The sequence below is a fragment of the Micromonospora sp. NPDC005172 genome, assembly GCF_040608555.1.
In the GTDB taxonomy this organism is placed as follows: domain Bacteria; phylum Actinomycetota; class Actinomycetes; order Mycobacteriales; family Micromonosporaceae; genus Micromonospora.
The window spans coordinates 53,075-73,174 of the sequence record NZ_JBEXIL010000027.1; the positions used below are offsets into that span (position 1 = coordinate 53,075).

Genomic DNA, 20,100 nt, shown 5'->3' on the forward strand with positions numbered 1-20,100 from the left:
CGTGCGGGACGCGGAGACCCTGGTCGGCTACGACGGCTCGACCGACGCGTCGGTGGCCCTGGACTGGGCGCTCGACGAGGCCGAGCACAGCGGCCAGCCGGTGCGGCTGGCGTACATCTTCGAATGGCTGACCGTGGCCAGTTGGGTCGGCCCAGGCGTGGCGCCCGGCATCTGGCCGGACGACACCGCCCGCCGTCAGGCCGACGACCTGGTCCGCAAGGCCGCCGCGGACGCAGCCGCCGCGCATCCCGACCTGACGGTCACCGGCCAGGTGTACGACGGGCCGCCCGCCCTGGTGTTGCAGGAACGCTCGGCCGAGGCGGGAATGCTGGTGCTCGGCAGCCGGGGCCACGGCGGGTTCGGCGGGCTGCTGGCCGGATCGACGGCGGTGGCGGTCGCCGCGCACGCGCACTGTCCCGTCGTGATCGTCCGCGACGGCACGGCCCACGGCCCGGCCGACCCGGTGACGGTCGGCGTGGACGGTTCGGAGCCGTCACTGGTGGCGCTCGGGTTCGCCGCCGAACGGGCCGCCCAGCGACGGGTACCGCTGCGGGTGCTGCACGCCTGGACGCCCGGCCCGAATGGGGCAGCCGGAAAAGCCGACGAGCGGGCGGCCGTCGAGGAGGCGGTGGAGCCGTGGCGGCGGACGTTCCCCGAACTGGACCTCACGGTCGACCTCGTCGGGGGCGGCTCGGCGGCGACGCTGATCGAGGCGAGCCGGTCCGCCCAGTTGGTGGTGGTCGGCAGCCGGGGCCGGGGTGGGTTGGCCGGGATGCTGCTCGGCTCGGTCAGCCAGCAGGTCATCCAGCACGCCGGCTGCCCGGTCGCCGTCGTCCGGGAACGCTGAGACGGTCGGCCGTCGTCCGGGCCGACCGGACCGCGCGTCCGGACCTCTGGCCCCTGCGCGCCGCCCGCCGGGACCCCGCAATCAAGGAACCGCACGGCGCCGAGCTGCGCTGGGCAGTGCCGCTTGCGCGACTGACCGGCAGGTCGGATCTCGCCGATCTTGCAGTTTCGGTTGACGGTATGAGGTGCAAGGTCGGCTTTGTCGGCGCAGAAAGTGCAAGATCGCGGGAACCGGTGCGGCTCAGGGGGTCTTGCCGAGCAGGCGGGTTGCCAGGACCGCCGCTTGGGTGCGGCGCTCCAGGCCGAGTTTGGCCAGCACGCTGGAGACGTAGTTCTTCACCGTCTTCTCCGTGAGGAACACCTTTCCCGCGATCTCCCGATTGGTCAGCCCTTCGGCCACGTACTCCAGGATCCGCCGCTCCTGCTCGGTGAGCGACTTCAGCTCGCGCGGCTGCTCGACGCCGTTGCAGATGCGTTCCAGCACCCGCGCGGTGATCGCCGGGTCGAGCACCGAGCAGAGCCTGCACACGGCCATCCCCCGCCGGTTCAGCAACCGGCTCCCGTTCTGGCCGGACCCGGTGCCGTCCGACGCCCGCTGGCGGCTCGCCGAGGCGGCCCGCGCCGAGGGATGCTGGCTGGAGTTACTGGTCGGGGTGGGCGCGGTGAACGCGTTCGGCGAGATCGCCCACAGCGCACACCGGGTGCTGGAACGCGACCCGGCGTACCGCGCCGAGCGGAAGCGGTGGCTACGTCACCAGCCCGCGCCGGACGGCGTACCGGTCTCGGCCGGCGGGCCGCAGCACGAGCCGCAGGACGTACTGCCGACGCGCGGCTTCGGTGGGCGCGACCGCGCGCCGGGACGGGACTTCGAACCCGAGCCGCTGGTCGGGGTGCTCGGCTCGGTCGGCAACACCGCCATCGACCAGATGGTCGCCGGTCAGGCCCTGCAACGGGTGTTGCTCACCGTCAGCGACGCCGGGTTGAGCGCATCGCCGCTGTCCCAGCCGATCGAGGTACCGACGGCGCGGGAGCAACTACGGTCTCGCTGGGGCGATTCGGGACACCGCAGATGGTGCTGCGCATCGGGTACGGCCAGCCGGGCCGACCCACCTCGCGCCGTGCGGTCGACGAGGTGTCGGACCTGCTGTTTCCGCGCCTCTGACGCGGCCCGCACGGACAGCGCGCCCATTTGCACCAGCACGCGGGTTGCATGGCTCGTCGGCAAATCCGAGCGACGTTGCCGTCAAACGATCGTCGTCAAACGAGATGAGCCCCGCCAAGCACAGCTTGGCGGGGCTCATCTAAAACCAATTACTCAAGATCCATCAGAAAGAGCCGAAGAAGCGGTCCCACCAACTCGGCTCCCCGGAACCATGGAAACGCAGGATAGTGGATCCGTCGTAGAGAGTTGTGAGAAGTTCTTCCGGAATCGAGACGTACCCCGATCCCGCAAGAACTTGCTCTACCTTCTCAAGGTCACTCGCGTCGAGCTCACTTTCGGCGCGCGCTTCATCCGTACTGAGAAAGGCACCAGGGTTATCGGCCGCCACCATTGCCAACGGCTTGAACCTGCTCACCAGTACAACGATCCGCGTCCCGCAAACCGTGGCTTCCCTCGGCACTTCGATTCGTCCGTACTGAGCGGAGTCCTGGATGTCTCGATCGATCTCACAACGCGTCGAGAAGCGAGAACCCACCTGGACAGCCAAACGGTTGAAAGAAGCTGCGGCATCAGCTGCATCGTAGTCGGCCGGCGCTTCCAGCCATTCCGGATCATCCAGGCGATGCAACACTTCCATCAGACTCGCATCCTTCGCCATAATCCTCCAATCATCGGAGATGCCACACCCGGACCGATTGGACGATCCCTCATTGCGGGAACGCCGTGAGCACCTTCCCAGTGAGAGGTTCGTAGCGCACCAGAATGTTCACCCCTCCCACGGTTCCAACCACGTTCTGAACCGCAGGTTCGCCCTTCCTGGTCTTCAGAGTTCTTTCGGCATGCACAGCAGATCCCTTGTACCAGGTTCTTTGACTGTTTGGACTCGTCACCACGTCAGCAACAGCATCCAGAATCTGGTCATCCGACCACCCCTGGGGGAAAGGATCCTTGCCCGCCGCTCCCGGGAACCTGTGACCATCAAGAATATGGTTCGACCTCTCGTCACCGATCAGCTCTCGACCAATTCCACAGCCGCCGTTGTTGTTGTGAACCAGGACGGGCGTGGAACCGGCCACCACATAGTACGTGTGGATGTCCGCGACCGTGAGGTCGTACATCGCCTCCAGGCCGGCGTACGACCGGACGGCCTGGACCGTGATCGCCGTGCCGTCGAGCGCCCGTAGCGCCTCGCCGACCCGCACGTCGGCCGCGTCGATCCAGTCCTTGCGGTCCTCGCTCCAGAACGGGTGGTGCTGAGTGGTCTTGATGACCGTCGCCTCGGCGCCGTCAGCCTTGACAGTCAGGTCCGTCAGGTCCGCGTCCTCGTTGCGATGCGTACGAGTGACCTCGCGTGCCTCGGTCTTTCCGGTCTCCGGGTCGGTGGCGAGGACTAGATCGCCCTCTTGCAACTCCTCGATGGCCTGGTAACCGCCGCCGGCCAGCACCACCTTCGTTCCGGGCGCGAAACTGTGGCGCACGAGGCAACTCTCGGCTGCATCGAGGACGTCGTCAGCCCACTTTGTCTCGTTGCTCCACTTCAGCACGGCCTTGAAGGCCCTGACGATCGTGTTGGCCATGGGCTTGGCCTTACGGAGGAACTGGACGGCCTTGCCCACCGGCAGCATTCCCGCCAGCGTCCAAGCGCAGGCCATCAGGTCGCCGTGGATGCAGTCCAGGATGTCGTTGATGCCGAAGAAGTCGAGCAGGAGCTTTCCGCCGGCCTCGATGATGATCGAGATGGCGTTCTGCTTCTTGACCTCCTTGGCCCGCTTGACCTCCTCGTCGGTGGGGCCGCCGTTCTTGCCGCCGCCCTTGCCGCCCTTGCTACCGCCGCCGTTGCCACCGCCGGCCTCGTGTGCCGCGCGGGCTTCGGCCCAGTCGTCGTCGCCGCAGCTACCACCGCAACCGTCGTTGTCGCCCTTGACCTCGACGTAGTTGCCGTACATGTCCTCGTAGTCGGCGCCCGGACCGCAGGCGTCGTCCGAGCACGCGCGCAGGCCGCTCGGGTCGGAGAACGTGATCGGGTTGTTGTTGCTGTAGGCGTACGCGTTCCACTGCTGCGGGTCGGCCAGGTCCTGCACCGGGTCGACCGAGATGAACCGTCCCAGAGCGGTGTCGTACTGCCGGGCCCCGACATTGGTCAGGCCCGTCGGGTCCTTGTCGCCTCCGACGAAGCCCTTGCTGTTCGTCCACTGCGGCTGGGTGCCACGAGGATCGCCGTACGGCGTCTGGCGTCGGATGGTGACGGCCTGGGACGCCGCGCTGATGCCGGTCTGCTGGGTGCCCTGGTGGTCGGAGTAGAGCCAGGTCAGGGCGCTCGGCGTACGGTTGGCGACCATCCTGCCGGCGAAGCTGTAGTAGCGGGTGCCGGTGACGACGGAGTTGTTGTCGCGCCGGATCTCCTGGCCCGGCAGGTAGAGCGTGCTCCCGGTGGAGTCGCGACGGATCAGACGCGTGCCGTCGGCGTCGTAGATGTTGGTCTCGACGGTCTGCCCACCAGCGCTCACCGAGGCGAGCTTGCCCTCGGTGTTCCACTTGAGCGTCTGGGAGCTTGTCCCGTTGGCGCAGTTGTTCGCGGTGGCGGCGACCGGCCGGCAGGTCATGTTGCCGACGTTGTCGTAGGCGTACTGGGTGGTGACGGCGGCCTGACCGGGCGCCTCGGTCAGGACCGAGGTGACCGCGTGCGGCCGTACGGCGGTCTTGCCGCTGGCCGGTGACGTGTACGTGCGGGTGGTGTCCCCCGCCGCCGTGTGCACCTTCTCGGTGCTGCGGTTGCCGACGGCGTCGACGGTCCACTCGTGCCAGTACGGAGCGGGCCCGCCCAGGTTGGCCACGCTCGGGCTCGTCGTGCACTCGACACCCGCCTTGGGCGTCCACGCGTTCGTCATCCTGCGCAGGTCGTCGTAGCGGAAGCACTGGGTGTCCGCCGAGCCGACCTGTGGGGTGTCCTTGATCTGGAGGATGTTGCCGGAAGCGTCGTGTTGGTAGTTGGTGTCCACCACCGTGCCGGCGGCGGTCTCCGGCCTGACCGTCATCCGGTCGACGCGCCGGGTGGTGAGGTCGTAGTAGGTGTTGTCCTCGACGTACACACCGCCGTCGGTCTTGCGGGTGGTCAGTGTCGGCTCGCCGTACTGGGTGTACTGCTGACCGATCACGTAGCGGCCCACGTTGATCAGATTGGTGGTGAGTTCCTTCGGCAGGCCGGTCGTCGAGTCGTACGTCGTCTGCACCTTCTCGGTGGTCAGACCCCCGCCTTCGGGATAGGTGACCGCCGTCGGACTGCCGTCGTAGGGCGAGTACTCGTAGCCGTAGGTCCAGGTGCCGGCGAGCTTGTCCGCCTCGTTGGTGGGGATGACGTAGTTGGTGCCGGTGGGCTGGTAGCGGTCACTGAAGCCGCGCACCTGCCACTTGTAGGCGTTCGAGGAGCCGGCCGACTCGTAACGGATGCTCTGGGTGAGCTGACCGCGTACCACCTGACCGGTGTAGAGCTGGTCGTACTTCCACTCGGCCAGCTTGTTCGCGGCGCTGACGCTGCCGGCGTAGAGGCCCTTGCGCCGCCCCAACGTGTCGTACTCGTTGACGAGCACGCCGTTGGCGTCGGTGACCGTCTCCACCTGGTCGTACTGGGTGAAGGTGGTCGTGGTGGTGCCCTTGTCCGGGTCCTTCGCGCTCGTCTGGCGGCCCTTGACGTCGTACGTGTTGACCCACTCGTTGGCGGCGGTGTCCTTGACGAGGGTGAGCTGCCCCTTGCGGTTGTAGGTGTAGGTCGTCACGTGGTCCGGCGTGACCTGGGTCCGGTCGGTCTGCTGCCGCAGCTCGACGGCCCGGCCCTGGACATCGGTCTTGGTGGTGGTGACGGTGCCACCCGTCGGCGGGGTCACCTTCGTGGCGTCACCCAGGTAGTCGGTTCTGGTACGCCACTTCTCGACCAGGTTGGTGACCCCGTCGGTGCCGAAGAAGACCTGGTCGGTGACGCGGGACGCGTTGTCGTAGATGGCCTTCGACAGCGCCGGCACCGACCACTCGGGCTCCCACCAGAGCGCGCCGTCGGGCGTGCCCGGCTCGGCGTGAGCCTGGTAGCTGGTCACGGCCCGACCGGTCGCGTCGTAGAGGGTGTCGGCGACCACCCGGCCACCGCCCACCCCGGCGGCCTGCGTCTGGCGGGGCCGCAGGAAGGCGTCCTTGATCTCGTACGACGTCAGGTACCCACCGCCGGCGTTGAGGACCCGACTCTTGGTGTACGGATAGGCGTCCCGGTTGGGCGCGTAGTAGTACGTGTACTCGACCGACGGGCTGTTCGGGTAGGTGGCCTGCGGCCAGCCCACCTTCCAGCCCTTGGCGAGCCGGCCCATCGCGTCGTACACCATGTCGGACTGCTTGCCGTTGTAATCCTTCGTGCGGATCGGCTGGCCCCAGTAGGGGCGTACCTCGATGGTGGTCTCCCAGTCGACGGTGCCGCCGTTCGGATCCGGCGTCTTGGTGGTCACCGTCGTGACGGGCCCACCGGTCGCGGGGGTGTACGCCGTGGTGACCGTGCGGCCACGCGCGTCGGTGGCGGTCTTCGGACGGCCGTACCCGTCGAAGGTGGCCTGGCTGATGGTCTGCCAGACGGTGCCGCCCGCGGCGGACCGGTCCTTGAGCCTGTCGATCCGGGTGACCTCGCCCCGGGTCGGCGCGGCGTCGACGTCCGTCGCGCCGTCGTAGAACTTGCGCTCGTCCGCCACGATGTCGTCCTGGCTGGTCGGCGCGGTGGCGCACGGCACGGCCTTGACGGTGATCTGCTTGACCGTCTCGATCAGGTTCGCGCCGGTGTTGCGGTTGTAGAGGTAGGTCGAGCAGCTCTCGTCACCGGTCTTGGCGACATCGCCGTCGGACTGGACCGACTTCGTGCTGCCGTAGTCCTCGTCGAAGTCCTTCACCGTCCGTGCGGTCCGCCAACCGGACGCGCCGTTGACCCCCAACGCCACCGCCTCGTAGGTGACCCGGGTGTTCGTGAAGTGGGCGGAGACCACGTCGCTGTTGATGGTGCGGGTCGCGAGCGCCTTCGATCGCCACGGCACGTTGACCGTCTTGCTGACCGGCTTGGTCGTGACGCCGTTGTAGACCACCTGTTCGCGGACCATCCCCGCGAACTGGTCCTCGTCGTACACCGTCTCGCTGCCGAGCGAGGCGTCGACGGTGACGGTGCGGGTGCCGCCGGACGGCGCCGCCCGGTCACCGTGCATGCCGCGCAGGAACGTCGTCAGCGTCAGCGTCTGGGCCGGCGCGTCACCCTTGCGGACCTCGACCTGGCCGAAGCCGCGGAACTGGTTCCAGGTCTTGCGCTTGGGCTGCACCAGCCCGTTGTCATCGGCGTAGTGCCAGGCGGGACTGCCCAGGTACTTGTAGTAGGTGTTCTGCACCGGCTGACCGTGGTCGGTGCCACCGGCCATCACCTTGATGTCGGACTCGGACACCTGCGTGACGACGTACTTGTGCCAGTACTCGGTGAGCTCCTTACCCGGTTCGTACGGGTCCGGGCCGACCACCGGATAGCAGAGGCGCGTGTTGGACGACGGCGACGACGGCAGACTGCTGCTCTTGCAGTCGGCCTGGCTGTACGTGACCTGGATCTGCCCGCCGGTCTCGGTGAAGATGTTGCCGATCCGCATCCGGTTGTTGCTGGTGTTGTTCTTGCTCAACACCCGGTTCGGCTTCGACACCGGTTCGAAGGTCACCGGCGGCATGACGACGGTGTCCCCGACCAGGCCCCGGTGCACCAGCGAGGTCAGCCACATGCCCGCGTGGTCGCTGCCGTCGCCGACCGCCGGGTAGGAGTGGACCAGGGTCCACGAGTCCACCGGCTGCCAGTCGGCAGTGCTCTTGGTGGTGTCCCAGACGCGTGTGGTGACCGTCGAGAGTCGCTTCGTCGTCCAGAACGTCGGACCGTAGTTCTCCTTGCAGTTCGCCGCGGCCGCTGTGCACTCCTGGTCCCAGGGAACGTCCTTCCAGTTGCCCCGGTTGGAGCAGTCGGTCACGCAGCGGTCCGCCACGTCGAGGACGACCTGGGCCAGGGGCTTGACCGAGCGGTCGGTGGAACTGCGGTCCCAGGTGCCGTAGTCGATCCGCCGCAGTGCACCGCCGCGGACGTAGGACGCCTTGTTGGTGGAGGTGGCGAGCTTGGCGTAGTAGTTGGATTCCTTCTCGTACCAGTAGGACAGCGTGTTGCCGCGCGGATCGACGACGTAGTCGAGGTTCCATCGCCAGGTCTGGTCACAGAACGACGAGGCGAACGAGGAGCCGCTGCACGGCTCCTTCGTGTGGTTGCCCGCGACCGGAACGGTCCAGGCGGATTCGGTGGTGCCGCTCTGACCGGGCAGCGTGTTGCGGCCGAAGAAGTACTGCGTGCCGTCGGGCGTGGTCGCCTTCCAGTACTCACCGTCGTCGTCGCCGTTGGCGGTGCCGGTCAACTTCTCGATCTTGGTGCCGTCCTCGTTGCGGCTGTGCCAGCCCTTGCCGGCCTCGAAGATCAGTTCGCCGCCCCGGCCGTTCAGCGACATCGTCGCGTTGTCCGAGCGCCAGCACTGGTCCCCGGTGCGGTTGGAGCTGTTGTTACCGCCGCTCATGTCGTCGGCGCACGCCACGTAGCTGCGCTCGATGTAGCCGGACCAGAGGCTGAAGCCTTCACCGGCCCACGACGGCTGACTGTTCGACGCGTCCGACTGGCCGTCGACCGCGTCCGAGGTGTAGGAGAGGCCGAGGCTGGGTGCCGGGCCGCCGATGGCCGGCGGCATCCGCATCGGGTACGACCAGGCGAAGCCGCCAGTCGACGTACCCGCTGACCAGGTGGCGCTCGGCGACATCGGGGTCGCGGAGAAGTCGCCCTCCGGACCCGAGCTGCCGGCGGCAAGCGCGACGAGCGTCCCGCCCTGCCCGGCGGTACGCGCCGCCGCGCCGTCGGCGGCCACCGGCACCTCGGCGGTCACCGGCACCTCGGCGGTCACCGAGCTGCCGTCGTTCTTCGAGATCAGGGGCTTGGCCGCGCACTCGGCCCGCTGCGGGTCGCGCAGTCCGCACTCGGGGACCTGCCACAGTCGCAGCCGAGATGCCCAGTCACCGCCGACGGCGTCCCGGAACCCGCGGTAGTCCACCGAGACGGTGGCCGCGCCGGGCTGAGCCGGTGTCGTCGACCGCGCGGCGGACTGACCGGCGTCCTCGACTCGCAGCATCAGTCCGTCGCGCCACCGAGCCGGCACCGCCGCCCGGTCGAGCAGCTCGACGGAGACCGCCGAGGTTCGGGCACCTGCCGTGCCGGTCGCCCGCTGGACCGACACCGGCAGCCCACCAGCCCGCACCGGCGAGGACGAGGAGCGGCGCTGACCGGCCGCGTCGTCCGTCGGCAGGGTCACCGTCGCCTCGCCCGGGCCGGGCCACACGGGCGCGGCGGGCTTGGCGTTCGGTACGGCCTTCATCGCCCGGGCACGACCGACCGCCGGACCGCCGTCCTTGTCGAGCTTCTCCCGCTGACCGGTCTGGGGCTTGGAGCTGAGCGGCGCGGCCTGCGCGGGAACCGACAGTCCTGTGATCACCAAGGCGGTGCTGAGGAGCCCTGCCACCAGCGCCTTGCCGGAGTTATAGGCTTTATGAGGGGATTTGCGGACCGTTTTCGGGTAGGGGGTCACCATGCCTCCACAGACGAGGGTTGACGAACGGGATGTGGTCAGGGGCTGCGGAGCGGTCAGTCCTCGGGTGCTTCCACCGGCTCGGGTGACTCCGCGTCGAAGAGCGTCTTGACCGCCACGTCGGTCAGCGCTCCCTGGTAAAGGCCGAGCTTGTCGATGTCGCCCTGCCAGAGGTCCACCCACCGTGCTGCTCCGCCCACCGGGCTGAACCGGCCGGCACCGACGACGAGCGGACCTGTCGCGTCGAAGGCACCGGTGAAGGTGCCACTGCCGTAGCCCTTGATGCCCTCCTGCTTACCGTTCACATAGAGCCGGACCTCGCGCCGGGTGACGTCGTAGACGGCGACAAGATGGGTCCAGCGGGCCCGGTCGTCCTCCGTCAGGACCGCCGACGTCATCGGAACCTCCACGGTCTGACCCGAGATGACGTCGTCGTCGACACCGAAGACGCTGACACACCAACGGGACTCGACAGTGCTGCCCACGGTGAAGGTGCGCTGACCGAGGAAGAAGGCCGACTGTTGGGTGCCGACCTGGCTGACGGCGGTCATGGTGCCGGTCGCCTCCACGTCGGGTCGCACCCAGACCGACACCGAGAAGGACTGGTCCGTACGCAGCACGCGACCGTCCTGCCACACCGGGTTCTGCGGCTCGGCGAGATTGTCCTGTGAGCGCCCGTACTCCGTCGTGTACTGGGCCGGATCGTCGATGCCCTTACGGTCCAACGTCAGGAACCGGTCGTCGGAGAGGGAGCCGAAGTCGGCCCCCGCCGTCAGCGCGAGACGTCGACCGAACTGGCCGTCCTCCGGCGCGCTGCACAGCGTGGGGTCGGTGGACTCCACGTAGCACGCGATGCCGTTGCCGAAGCCCCAGTCACCCACTCGAACGGCTGACAGCATGCCCGGCTCGTCGACACCCCCGGAGTTCGGGTCCTCGGCGAGCTGACCGGTGAAGTCGTGCTCGACCAGGACGCGGTCGTACACCTGGACGTCGGCCAGGTTGCCCTTGAGGAAGTTGCCCGGCCCGCCGAAGGCCCATCCCCGGCCGACGCTGAACGCGCCGTTGGCGGCCCACGCCGTCGCGGTCCGATCGGTCTCGGCGGTGAACTTGCCGTTGACGTAGAGCCGAACCTTCCCCGCGGTCTTGTCGTAGACACCGGCGATGTGGGTCCACCTGCCGACGTCCGCTGTCGTCAGGGCGGTGCCGACCGCTGCCCGGGTCGTGCTGCTCTGCACGTCGGTGTCCTTCATGAGGAACGACCAGCGCGATGTCGCCGGGGAGCCCTCCAACCGGGTACCCAACACGAAGCCGGCCGTGCCGGCGCCGGCCTGCGCGGCGACCGCCATGTCCGTCGTGGTGGGCAGCGCCGCCAGGCGCACCCAACCCGCGACGCTGAACGACTTCGTGGTGTCCACCACCGGTCCGGCCGTGGCGAGGCTGGACGAGGTGCCGTTGAACGAGGCTGTCTCGCCACGGATCAGGCGCAGATCCCCGGTCCAGGAAACGCTTCCCGAGGACAGCGGGGTCCTGCCGGAGGGGGGTGACTGCTGCGTGTCGTCCAGAGCCTGCGCGGCCGTGACCCCGGGGTACGTCTCCAGACCCCAGCGGGCCCTCGCCGGCGCTGGCCTGAGCGCCGTGAACTCCTGTGAACCGCGGCCGATGTTGCCGGCGCCGTCGGTCGCCGAGACGAAGAGTGTGTTCAGTCCGAACTTGGGAATCACGAGCGACACGGCCGCCTGCTTCACGTTGACCGTGACGTTCGACGGATCGGTCCACGTACCGCTGGTCGCCGCGATCTCGGTGACGGCCGGATCGACCCAGCCGTACCGGAACTTGGTCACCGTGGTGTCGGTGGACCTGATCGTGAAGGTCGCCGTGCTGCCCGGCATCCCCGTTCCGGAGGTCAGCGTCGCGGTCACCGGCGGCACCTTGGTGTCGGCGATGAACTTGCACCAGTCCGACCAGACACTGGTCCGGCTGTACGGGGCGGGGTCCGTCGCCTTGGCGCGGAACGCGTACGTCACTCCCTCGCTGGCCGTCACCGCGGCAGTCGTCGAGCGGCCTCCGGCCGGAACCGATGCCCCGGCGGGCGCCGACCGGCGCGGGGTCGACGCGTCGATCACCCCGTTGGTGGGCACCTGGACCCACTCGTACCCGGTCGTCAGCGCCTGCGTGCCGTCCGCGTCCGGGAAGATCGCGGAGAACGTCGGCTTCAGCGTCCCGATGACGAGCGTCGTACTGGTCGAGCAGGCCACACCGGCCGCCTGCAGGTTGTTCGGCTTACCGGGGATGGAATCGAAGTCGACCACCAGCTTGGCGTTGCCGGGGAAGAACTTCTTGTACCGGTCGGTGGTGGACTCGCCCGAGCCGTCGGTGGCGCTACACGCACAGAAACCGAACGTGATGTTGGTGGCGTTGCTCGTCGCGGAGGACTGGATCACGCTGGTCACCGCGGACCCCTGGAAGTTGACGGTCATGTCCGGCTGCGGCGAGTCCGAACAGCCTGAGCCCTCGTTGGCGTGTGAGCTGGCCGAGGACTTCAGGCCGATCAGCTTCGGCGCCCAGTTCGTCCGGGGGGTCGAGGCGATGACACCCGAGTGGTACAGGTAGGTCGGCGTGTTGCCGCACGACCAGGAATGGTCCAGCTTCATCTGCACGTACGCCGACTCGATGTGCTTGCCGCGCACGGTGGTCAACGGAAAGTCGAAGTAGGACCGGTATAGCTTCCCCGAATCCGGGTCACGGCCCACCCGGGCCACCGAGGTGTCCGTGTTGTTGCTGTTGTTGTTTGTCGAGTACGCCCACCGCGACTTGCCCGTGGACCAGGCCGGATCGATGTAGACCGGGAAGGTGGCGCCGGCCGGTGCGAGCAGCGCGACGTCCGGCCGGAGCACCAGGTCACCGTCGGCGACCTCGACGCCGACCGGCGCGATACGCGCTCGGTCACCCGGCGCCGCCGACGACGACGGCTCGGACGAGCCGCCCGAGGCCGTAACCGATCGCTGACCCGACGGTACGACATCGGCGCGGGAGTCCCACATGACGGCGGTGTCGGCGGCGGCGAGGAGCTCGTCGCCGGCGAGCGCCGACAGGCGACCGTTCGGCCCCCGAACCACGCGCGCATCGCCGCCCAGGTCGAAGCGGAGTTCGCGCAGACGGGGGTTCGCCGCCGCCTCCGGCGTCTTGACCACCAGGACGTGGGTGAACCCGGTCCGCGTGGCCCGCAGCACCAGGTCCGTGCCCGGCAGCACGTCGGCGTAGGTGGCGGCGTCACCGGACACCGCCGGTTGGGGCAGACCGCCCGGCCAGGACAGGGAGAACGACCGGCCGTTGCGGGACAGGACCACCGCGGCGGCATCGCCGCCGGCGGAGAACCGTACGTCCGCGACCGACGACGTCGGCCGCCAACCATCCGCCGCTCGCCCGAGCGCCAGGTCGACGGTCGCCCAGGAGCCGTCAGCTCGCTTGACCCGCTGCGGCTGAACGGCCATCTCCGCCGTGAAACCGCCGGACGGGTTGGCGAACACCTGTGTCAGTTCGGTACGGGCGGATGCGACCTCCACACGCTCACCCGAGCGACGGGCGGCGGCGGACGCGGACTCGGGATCGGCGGCCTCGGAGGCACCCGTCGCCGGCTTCGGCGCGGGTGCCGGCGTGGCCTGCGCGGGCACGGCAACCGAGGTGCCGAGGAGCGCGACGGCGCAACCAACTGTGAGAAGCGAACGTTTCTTGAGGAACGCAGGCAGCATCCAGCGGCCAGTGGTCATCACCATTACCCCCGTACTGATGAGAACTAGTCGGCCGAACTGTAGGGGTGGGTGACAGGTTTGTCTATGTCCACTACGGAGCGCGATAACAAATGGGACGGCGGCCCTCAATGATCGCCGCCGCGGCACCCGCTGTGACTGGTGAGCGCACTGTTCACCGTGCCCTCACCAGCGACGCGACGGGTCAGTCGGCGAGTATCCGGTCCAGCGGTCGGGGCACGGCGTCCGGGTCGAGGGCCCGCACGAGCGCCTCGGCGTACCGGGCCTTGCGGCCACTCATCGTGCCCAGGAAACGACGCAGTTGCCGCTCGGTCGAGCGTTCACGTTGGGCGGGCTGGTTCTGGAAGACCCGTAGCCGGGCCAGGTCCCCCTGATCCGCGATGACCCGCAGCACGCCGTCACTGCCGAGCGCGCGGATCAACTCCTCCTCCAGGTCGGCCACGCACACACCGAAGCCGAGCGCCTCCAGCGCCGGCCGGTCCGGAGCGGTGCCGAGGCCGGCCTGCTCCAGTCCACGGCGGAAGAAACTCTCCTCGGCCTCGTCGCACAGCCCGCGTACCGGAACGGCGAGGCCCTGCGGTCCGAACAGCCGCAGGTACCGACCGACGCTCATCGCACCGCCCAGCGGCACCACGCAGACACCTTCGCCGGCAAGATCGCGCTGCCGTCGTTCCGCCAGGGCCTCGACCGCGCGCTGGTCGCTGACCCCCTCGACGAGGACGACCGTCCGCAGACCGGCCGCCGACCCCCGGGCCTCGGCGGCGGCCGTCGCCGCGGCGGGACCGCCGGCCGCCCACAGGTGTACGGCGGCTCGGAAGCGGTCCAACTCGCGCACGGGACCGAGTCTCGCAACGGGTGGTCCGCCCCGCCACCGGATTCTCGACGGCGGGCCGGCGTCGAATGACCCGGGCACCCCGGCGGTCACCGCCGGGTCGCCTGTGCCCCGCTCACCCGCTGAGCGGCTTGGCGGCGAACCTCAGCTTCTCGATCTCGTGGAAAGCCTGGCCCCCTTCGTGGCCGTTGAACGGGTAGACGCGGATCTCCTTCGGTCCCGCGTAGTGGTTGTACGAGGCGAACACGGTCGAGGGCGGGCAGGCCTGGTCCATCAGCCCGACGGAGTACAGCGCCGAGGCGCTGGCCCGCTTGGCGTGGTTGACCGTGTCGAAGTACGAGAGCGTCCGCATCACCTGGTCCCGTTCGTCTCGGCGGACCTTGAGATAGGCGGTGATCTCGGCGTACGGCGAGGCGTCGGTGATGGTCAACGCACGGGAAAAGTCGGCGAGGAACGGGACGTCGGGCATGGCGGCCACCAGACCTGACGCGAGGCCGGCCACAGCGGTGGCGATACCCCCGCCCTGACTGGTCCCGGTGACGGCCACTCTGCTCGGGTCCACCTCGGACAGCTCCCGTACGGCGTCGATGGCGCGGACCCCGTCGGTGAAGACCCGGCGGTAGTAGTAGGTTTCCGGACTGGCGATGCCTCGGGTGGTGAAGCCCGCGATCGCGGGGTCACCGGTGGGGTCGGGATCGGGTGTGTCTCCCCTGGGGCCCTTCGCGCCCTGACCTCGGGTGTCCATGATGAGGTGGGCGTATCCGGCCATGGCCCACAGAGGTCTCTCATGCGGCAGGCCGCGGCCTCCGCCGTATCCGACGTACTCCACCACGGCGGGCAGTGGACCGCTGCGGGTGACGGGCAGGTGCAGCCAGGCCTTGACCGGGTTGCCGTCGTAGCCGGCGAAGGTGACGTCAAGGGTGTCGATCAGTGCGAGGCCGTTGTCGACAGGCGTGACGGTGAGGTTCAGATGATGGGCACGCGCGTCCTGGAGTGTCGCGGTCCAGAAGCTGTCGAAGTCTTCCGGCTCCGCGACAGCGGGCCGGTAGCTGCGCAGAAGGTCTTCGGGCAGGTCGAACAGTGCCATGGCATCTCCACGGTTACGGGGTGGTCGGAGGTCGGATGGGTCGTCACCACTCGGTGAACGCGCCGTCCGGGCCGCGCCAGATGGGGGAACGGAACCGGTGGCCTCGTGCCGCCGCCTCGCGCACCGCGTTCTCGTCGACGTCGATGCCGAGGCCGGGCCCGCCGAGTCGCTCCACGTGCCCGTCGCGCAACCGCAGGACGTCGGCGTCGACGAGATAGTTCAGGCCGTCCTGGCCGTTGTTGTAGTGGATGCCCAGGGCCTGTTCCTGGATGAGGAAGTTCGGTACGGCCAGGTCGATCTGCAGGCATGCGGCCAGGGCGATGGGGCCGAGCGGGCAGTGCGGGGCCAGGACGGAGTCGTACATCTCGGCGACCGCGGCGATGCGCCGGACCTCGGAGATGCCTCCGGCGTGCGATAGGTCGGGTTGGACGACGGCCACGCCGGCGTCCAGGACGTCCCGGAACTCGCGCCGCGTGTAGAGCCGCTCGCCGGTGGCGATCGGCAGTGCGGTCGCCGTGACGATCCGGGCGATGTCGCCGGAGTACTCCGGCCGCAGCGGTTCCTCGACGAACAGCGGCAGGTACGGCTCCAGCAGTGGCAGGAGGCGACGGCTGGCGGCGATCGAGGCCCGGCCGTGCAGGTCGATCGCCACGTCGTTGTCGGGGCCGATCGCGTCGCGGACCTTGGCCAGGAGATCGACGACGGATTTCACGCCCGCGGGGGTGTCCAGGAACGCCATCGCGCCCGGTGGTGCGATCTTGACGGCTGTGTATCCAGCGGCGATCGCCGTCGCCGCGGATTCGGCGACCTGTTCGGCGGTGTCGCCGTACGCCCAGCCGTACATCCGGACGCGGTCGCGCACCGGACCGCCGAGCAGGTCGTGGACGGGCGCCCCCCGGACCTTTCCGGCGATGTCCCACAGCGCCTGGTCGATGCCGGCGACGGCGCTGGACAGCACCGGGCCGCCGCGATAGAAGCCACCGCGGGTGAGGACCTGCCAGTGGTCCTCGATGCGCATCGGATCGCTGCCGATGAGCAGGTCGGACAACTCACCGATCGCGGCCCGGACGGTCTCGGCGCGGCCTTCCACGACCGGTTCGCCCCAGCCGACGACACCGTCATCGGTGGTGATCTTCAGAAAGAGCCAGCGGGGCGCCACGAGGAAGGTCTCGACACGGTCGATCCTCACGGGGCCACGATCCCGCCGTCGACGTGCCGTACCTGGGCCGACCACCGTTCGTGGAGGTGCTCCACGGGCGGGTACTTGGCCGCCTCCGCCTCGTCGAGGTCGATGCCCCACCCGGGCGCGTCCGACGGATAGAGGAAGCCGTTGCGGGGTGCGAGCGTGCCCGGGAACACCTCGTGGACGGCCGGCGCGTACTCGTGGCCCTCCTGGACGACGAAGGCCGCGCTTGTCACGTCGAGCGCGACGTTCGCCGCCGCGCCGACCGGGGACACGTCGGCCGGCGCGTGCCAGGCGGTGCCCACACCGTGCAGTTCGCACAGGGCGACGAGCTTGCGCGCCGGGCTCAGGCCACCGATCGAGGAGATGTGCAGACGCAGCAGATCGACACCGCCACCCGTCACGAGCCGGGCCGCGTCGGCCACCGACGCCACCTGTTCCCCGACGGCGATGGGCATGGGTGCGGCCGCGCGGACCTCGCCGAGCCGGTCGTAGAACTCCGGGGCGATGGGATCCTCCAGGAAGAACAAGCGGTACTCCTCGAGCTGGCGGACCAGTCCGACAGCCTGCTTGACGGTCAGCCGGGAATGGACGTCGTGCATCAGGTGCGGCTCGGGCCCGAGGGCTGCGCGGGCCTGCGCGAACAGGTCCGGAGTGTCACGCAGGTAACGGTGCACGTCCCACCCGCCGGGGTGCGGTGTCCCGGTGTACTCGCCGGGCGTGGCCGGAGCGCCGTAGGTGCCCACCCCGGGACTGCCGACCTGCAGCCGGACGTGCCGGTAGCCCCGGGCGAGCAGGACGCGGGCCTGCTCCAGGGTGTCGTCGACGGTGGCCCCGCCGGCGTGCAGGTACGTGTCGGCCGCCGCTCGGACCCGCCCGCCGAGCAACTCGTAGACGGGCATGCCGGCCCGTTTGCCGGCGATGTCCCACAGCGCCTGGTCGACGCCGGACAGGGCGTTGTTGGTGACCGGGCCGCTGCGCCAGTACGACGAGAAATGGATCATCCGGAAGATGTCCTCGATGTCGGCCGGATGGCGACCGACGAGCAGCGGCGCGACATGACTGTCGACGGTGGCGGCGACGGCGTGGAACCGCTGGGTGAATGTCGCGCATCCGAGCCCGTACAGGCCGGGATCGGTGGTGTCGACCCGGACGACGACGAGCGGCACGCCCTCCGGGGCGGTGACGATCGACCGGACGCCGGTGATGCGCAGCCGGTCACGGCCGGGCCAGGGCGCCTGCGTCTCCGGCATGGGATTGAAGGGCACGAACGTGGTCTCCTGTTCGAGGATCGTTGCTTCGGTGGCCTGCGACGGCAGCCCGTCAGGCATAGGCCCGCACGGCGATCAGCTGGGCCGAGCCGGTGCCGTTGGTGGCGGTGACGACGACCCTGATCCGGTCGGTCACGATCGGGGCCGCGAGACCGTGCGTGCGGCGTCGCTGCCGGTTGTCGACCACCGACACGAGCGGTTGCCAGCCGGCCCCGGCGACGCGGGCCTCGATCCGGTAGTCGCGCACGAGCGTCGGCAGGAGCGTGAACGGCATCCGGTGATGGGGCAGATTGATCAGGTCCTCGTTGACGTCGTCGTTGGCGATGATCTCGACCTGGCTCACCGTCACCGGCTCGGCCCAGGCCAACTGCAACCACGGCTCGCCGTCCGTGGCGAGGGGCCGCGACATCCACAGGTGCGGTCCGGCGAAGGGGCGCAGGTACCCGTCGACCACCTTGTCGGCGGAGTAGGCCGCCGTCGGACCGGTGCGTAGGCAGAAGGTCCGGCGGCGCAGGGCCCTGCTCTTCCACTCGAGCACCGGCTGCCGCTCCTTCGGGTCCGTCGCCGGCGGCACGTGGGACAGGGACAGGACGCCGGGGACTGTCGTGTCCGCGACGTGCAGGGTCACGGCGCGGTTGGCGCGTACCCGCAGGAAGGCGTTGCGCGCGGTGGGCGGCGTCCAGTCCAGCGGAAGACGGACCCACTGCCGGGCGCCCGCCCCGACCGGGACCTGCACGCTGTCGACAAGCGTGCCCGGTACGTAGTTCTGTCCGAGGCCGGGGTCGTAGAGGTCCACCACGAGCGTCGTGGCCTCGGCCGCGTCGACGAGGAGTTCCGGCCCCGCCAGGGCGGGATCGACCGGCAGCACGATGCCGGCGTCGGCGGTCAGCGGCCACTGGGCACCCGGTTCGGTCACGTCGATCCCGTCCAGCGTCGAGGACGCCGTCACCAGCGCCGTGCGGGCCTGATCGGTCGGGTCGGCCGCGGCCACGCCCATGAGCGACGCGTCGGAGCGCAACAGGGTCTGCTGGAGGTGACCCGCGTCGAGTTCACGTGGGGCCACCTTTGCGTCGAGACACAGGGCGGCGGCGGTCCCCGCCGCCTGGCCCAGCGTCGCGCAGGTGGCCATCACCCGGGTCGACCCGAACGCGATGTGGCTGGCCGAGACGTTGCGCCCGGCGAACAGCAGGTTCGTGGTGTTCACCGAGTACAGGCAGCGGTAGGGGATGGGGTAGACGCCGTCCGGGTGCAGGTGCTTGGAGGCGGCCTCCGTCGCGTACATGCCCTGCGGCGGATGCATGTCGATGGACCATCCGCCGAAGGCGACCTGGTCGGGAAACTCCGTCTGGCCCATGATGTCGTTCTGGGTCAACACGTAGTCGCCGATGAACCTGCGGTACTCCCGCTTGCCGGGAACGGCCCCGACCCATTCCAGCGTCATCGTGTCCGCGTCGAACCGGCCCGAGTTCTTGATGTGGTCCCAGATGCCGTAGATGACCGACCAGAGTTCGTCCCGGATGACGTCGTTGTCGTGGACGGTGTCCAGCTCCCCGCCGTACTCGATCCACCAGTACGCGGTGCCGTTGTCGCCGGCCCGGATGAGGCGCTGCTGCGGGATGCTGGTCTGCGTGATGTCCTTGGCGAACGACGGCGCCACGTAGGTGACCGGCTCACCGGCGTCCTTGGTGTAGAAGAGCAGGGTGCTGCCGAGGGTGATGTCGTCGGCCTCGGCGGGCGCCCAGGGTTCGCCGTACTGGCCGCGGGCCTCCCGGCCGATGCGGTACTCGGCGCCGGCCAGGTGTCCGACCAGTCCGTCGCCCGTGCAGTCGAGGAAGATCGGCGACGAGAAGTGGATGAGCCGTTCCGAGCCCATCATCCATCCCGTGACGGTGTGGATCTGCCGCGCCTCGGGCGGCCCGTCCGCCTCGACGTCCCGGACGTCGGTGTTGAGATACAGGGAGATGTTCGGTTCCGCCCGTACGGCGTCGAGCACGACCGTGTCCCACACGTACGGGTTGCCCTGCGGGTTGCGGTACTGGTTCTCGACGAACAGCTCGCCCATGATCCCGCCTTCGCGGGCGTAGTGGTTGTCGCCGTGGCTCGTGGCACCCACCACCCAGACCCGCACCTCGCTGCTGGAGTTGCCGCCCAGCACCGGCCGGTTGTTGATCAGCGCGACCGTCCGGCCGAGGCGGGCGGCGGCGATGGCGGCGCACACCCCCGCCAGACCACCGCCGACCACCGTGATGTCGTGTCCGGCGTGTTCAACACGCATTGTCGTGAGCCTCCGG

At 69.3% G+C, this 20,100-nt stretch carries 9 protein-coding genes and 2 pseudogenes; 2 read left to right on the plus strand and 9 right to left on the minus strand.

Annotated elements, in window-relative coordinates:
* The first annotated feature begins 1 nt into the window (after position 1).
* Positions 2-847, plus strand: a complete 846-nt coding sequence (locus ABZV06_RS19605) for a universal stress protein (protein WP_355233804.1) — start codon at positions 2-4, stop codon at positions 845-847.
* A 240-nt stretch (positions 848-1,087) separates the two neighbouring features.
* Here the strand turns inward: ABZV06_RS19605 and ABZV06_RS19610 are convergent.
* Positions 1,088-1,360: pseudogene (locus ABZV06_RS19610) on the minus strand (response regulator transcription factor); the annotation flags it as partial.
* Here ABZV06_RS19610 and ABZV06_RS19615 point away from each other — a divergent pair.
* Positions 1,359-2,008: pseudogene (locus ABZV06_RS19615) on the plus strand (nitroreductase); the annotation flags it as partial. The pseudogenes ABZV06_RS19610 and ABZV06_RS19615 sit on opposite strands and share 2 nt — an antisense overlap.
* 163 nt (positions 2,009-2,171) lie before the next feature.
* On the opposite strand, the gene ABZV06_RS19620 reads toward ABZV06_RS19615, so the two are convergent.
* From ABZV06_RS19620 to ABZV06_RS19655, 8 genes are all read right to left on the minus strand, one after another.
* Complete coding sequence (locus ABZV06_RS19620; RefSeq protein WP_355623082.1) at positions 2,172-2,645, minus strand: hypothetical protein; 474 nt, start codon at positions 2,643-2,645, stop codon at positions 2,172-2,174.
* Positions 2,646-2,715: 70 nt separating this feature from the next.
* Complete coding sequence (locus ABZV06_RS19625) at positions 2,716-9,576, minus strand: polymorphic toxin-type HINT domain-containing protein (RefSeq protein WP_355623084.1); 6,861 nt, start codon at positions 9,574-9,576, stop codon at positions 2,716-2,718.
* A gap of 149 nt (positions 9,577-9,725) precedes the next feature.
* Positions 9,726-13,436 (minus strand): LamG domain-containing protein, encoded by a 3,711-nt coding sequence (locus ABZV06_RS19630; RefSeq protein WP_355623087.1) that lies wholly within the window; start codon positions 13,434-13,436, stop codon positions 9,726-9,728.
* Positions 13,437-13,620: 184 nt separating this feature from the next.
* Entirely contained in the window at positions 13,621-14,271 is a 651-nt protein-coding gene (locus ABZV06_RS19635; protein ID WP_355233812.1) for an ATP-dependent endonuclease, read from the minus strand.
* A gap of 112 nt (positions 14,272-14,383) precedes the next feature.
* Positions 14,384-15,355 (minus strand): acetylxylan esterase, encoded by a 972-nt coding sequence (locus tag ABZV06_RS19640; protein WP_355623090.1) that lies wholly within the window; start codon positions 15,353-15,355, stop codon positions 14,384-14,386.
* A gap of 43 nt (positions 15,356-15,398) precedes the next feature.
* On the minus strand, positions 15,399-16,544 hold the full coding sequence (gene dgoD, locus ABZV06_RS19645; RefSeq protein ID WP_355623093.1) for a galactonate dehydratase: 1,146 nt from the start codon (positions 16,542-16,544) through the stop codon (positions 15,399-15,401).
* Positions 16,541-17,869, minus strand: a complete 1,329-nt coding sequence (locus tag ABZV06_RS19650; RefSeq protein ID WP_355623096.1) for an enolase C-terminal domain-like protein — start codon at positions 17,867-17,869, stop codon at positions 16,541-16,543. The genes dgoD and ABZV06_RS19650 overlap by 4 nt, the downstream gene beginning before the upstream one ends.
* Positions 17,862-20,084: an FAD-dependent oxidoreductase gene (locus ABZV06_RS19655; protein WP_355623099.1), complete on the minus strand. Its 2,223-nt coding sequence runs from the start codon at positions 20,082-20,084 to the stop codon at positions 17,862-17,864. The genes ABZV06_RS19650 and ABZV06_RS19655 overlap by 8 nt, the downstream gene beginning before the upstream one ends.
* Positions 20,085-20,100 lie beyond the last annotated feature (16 nt).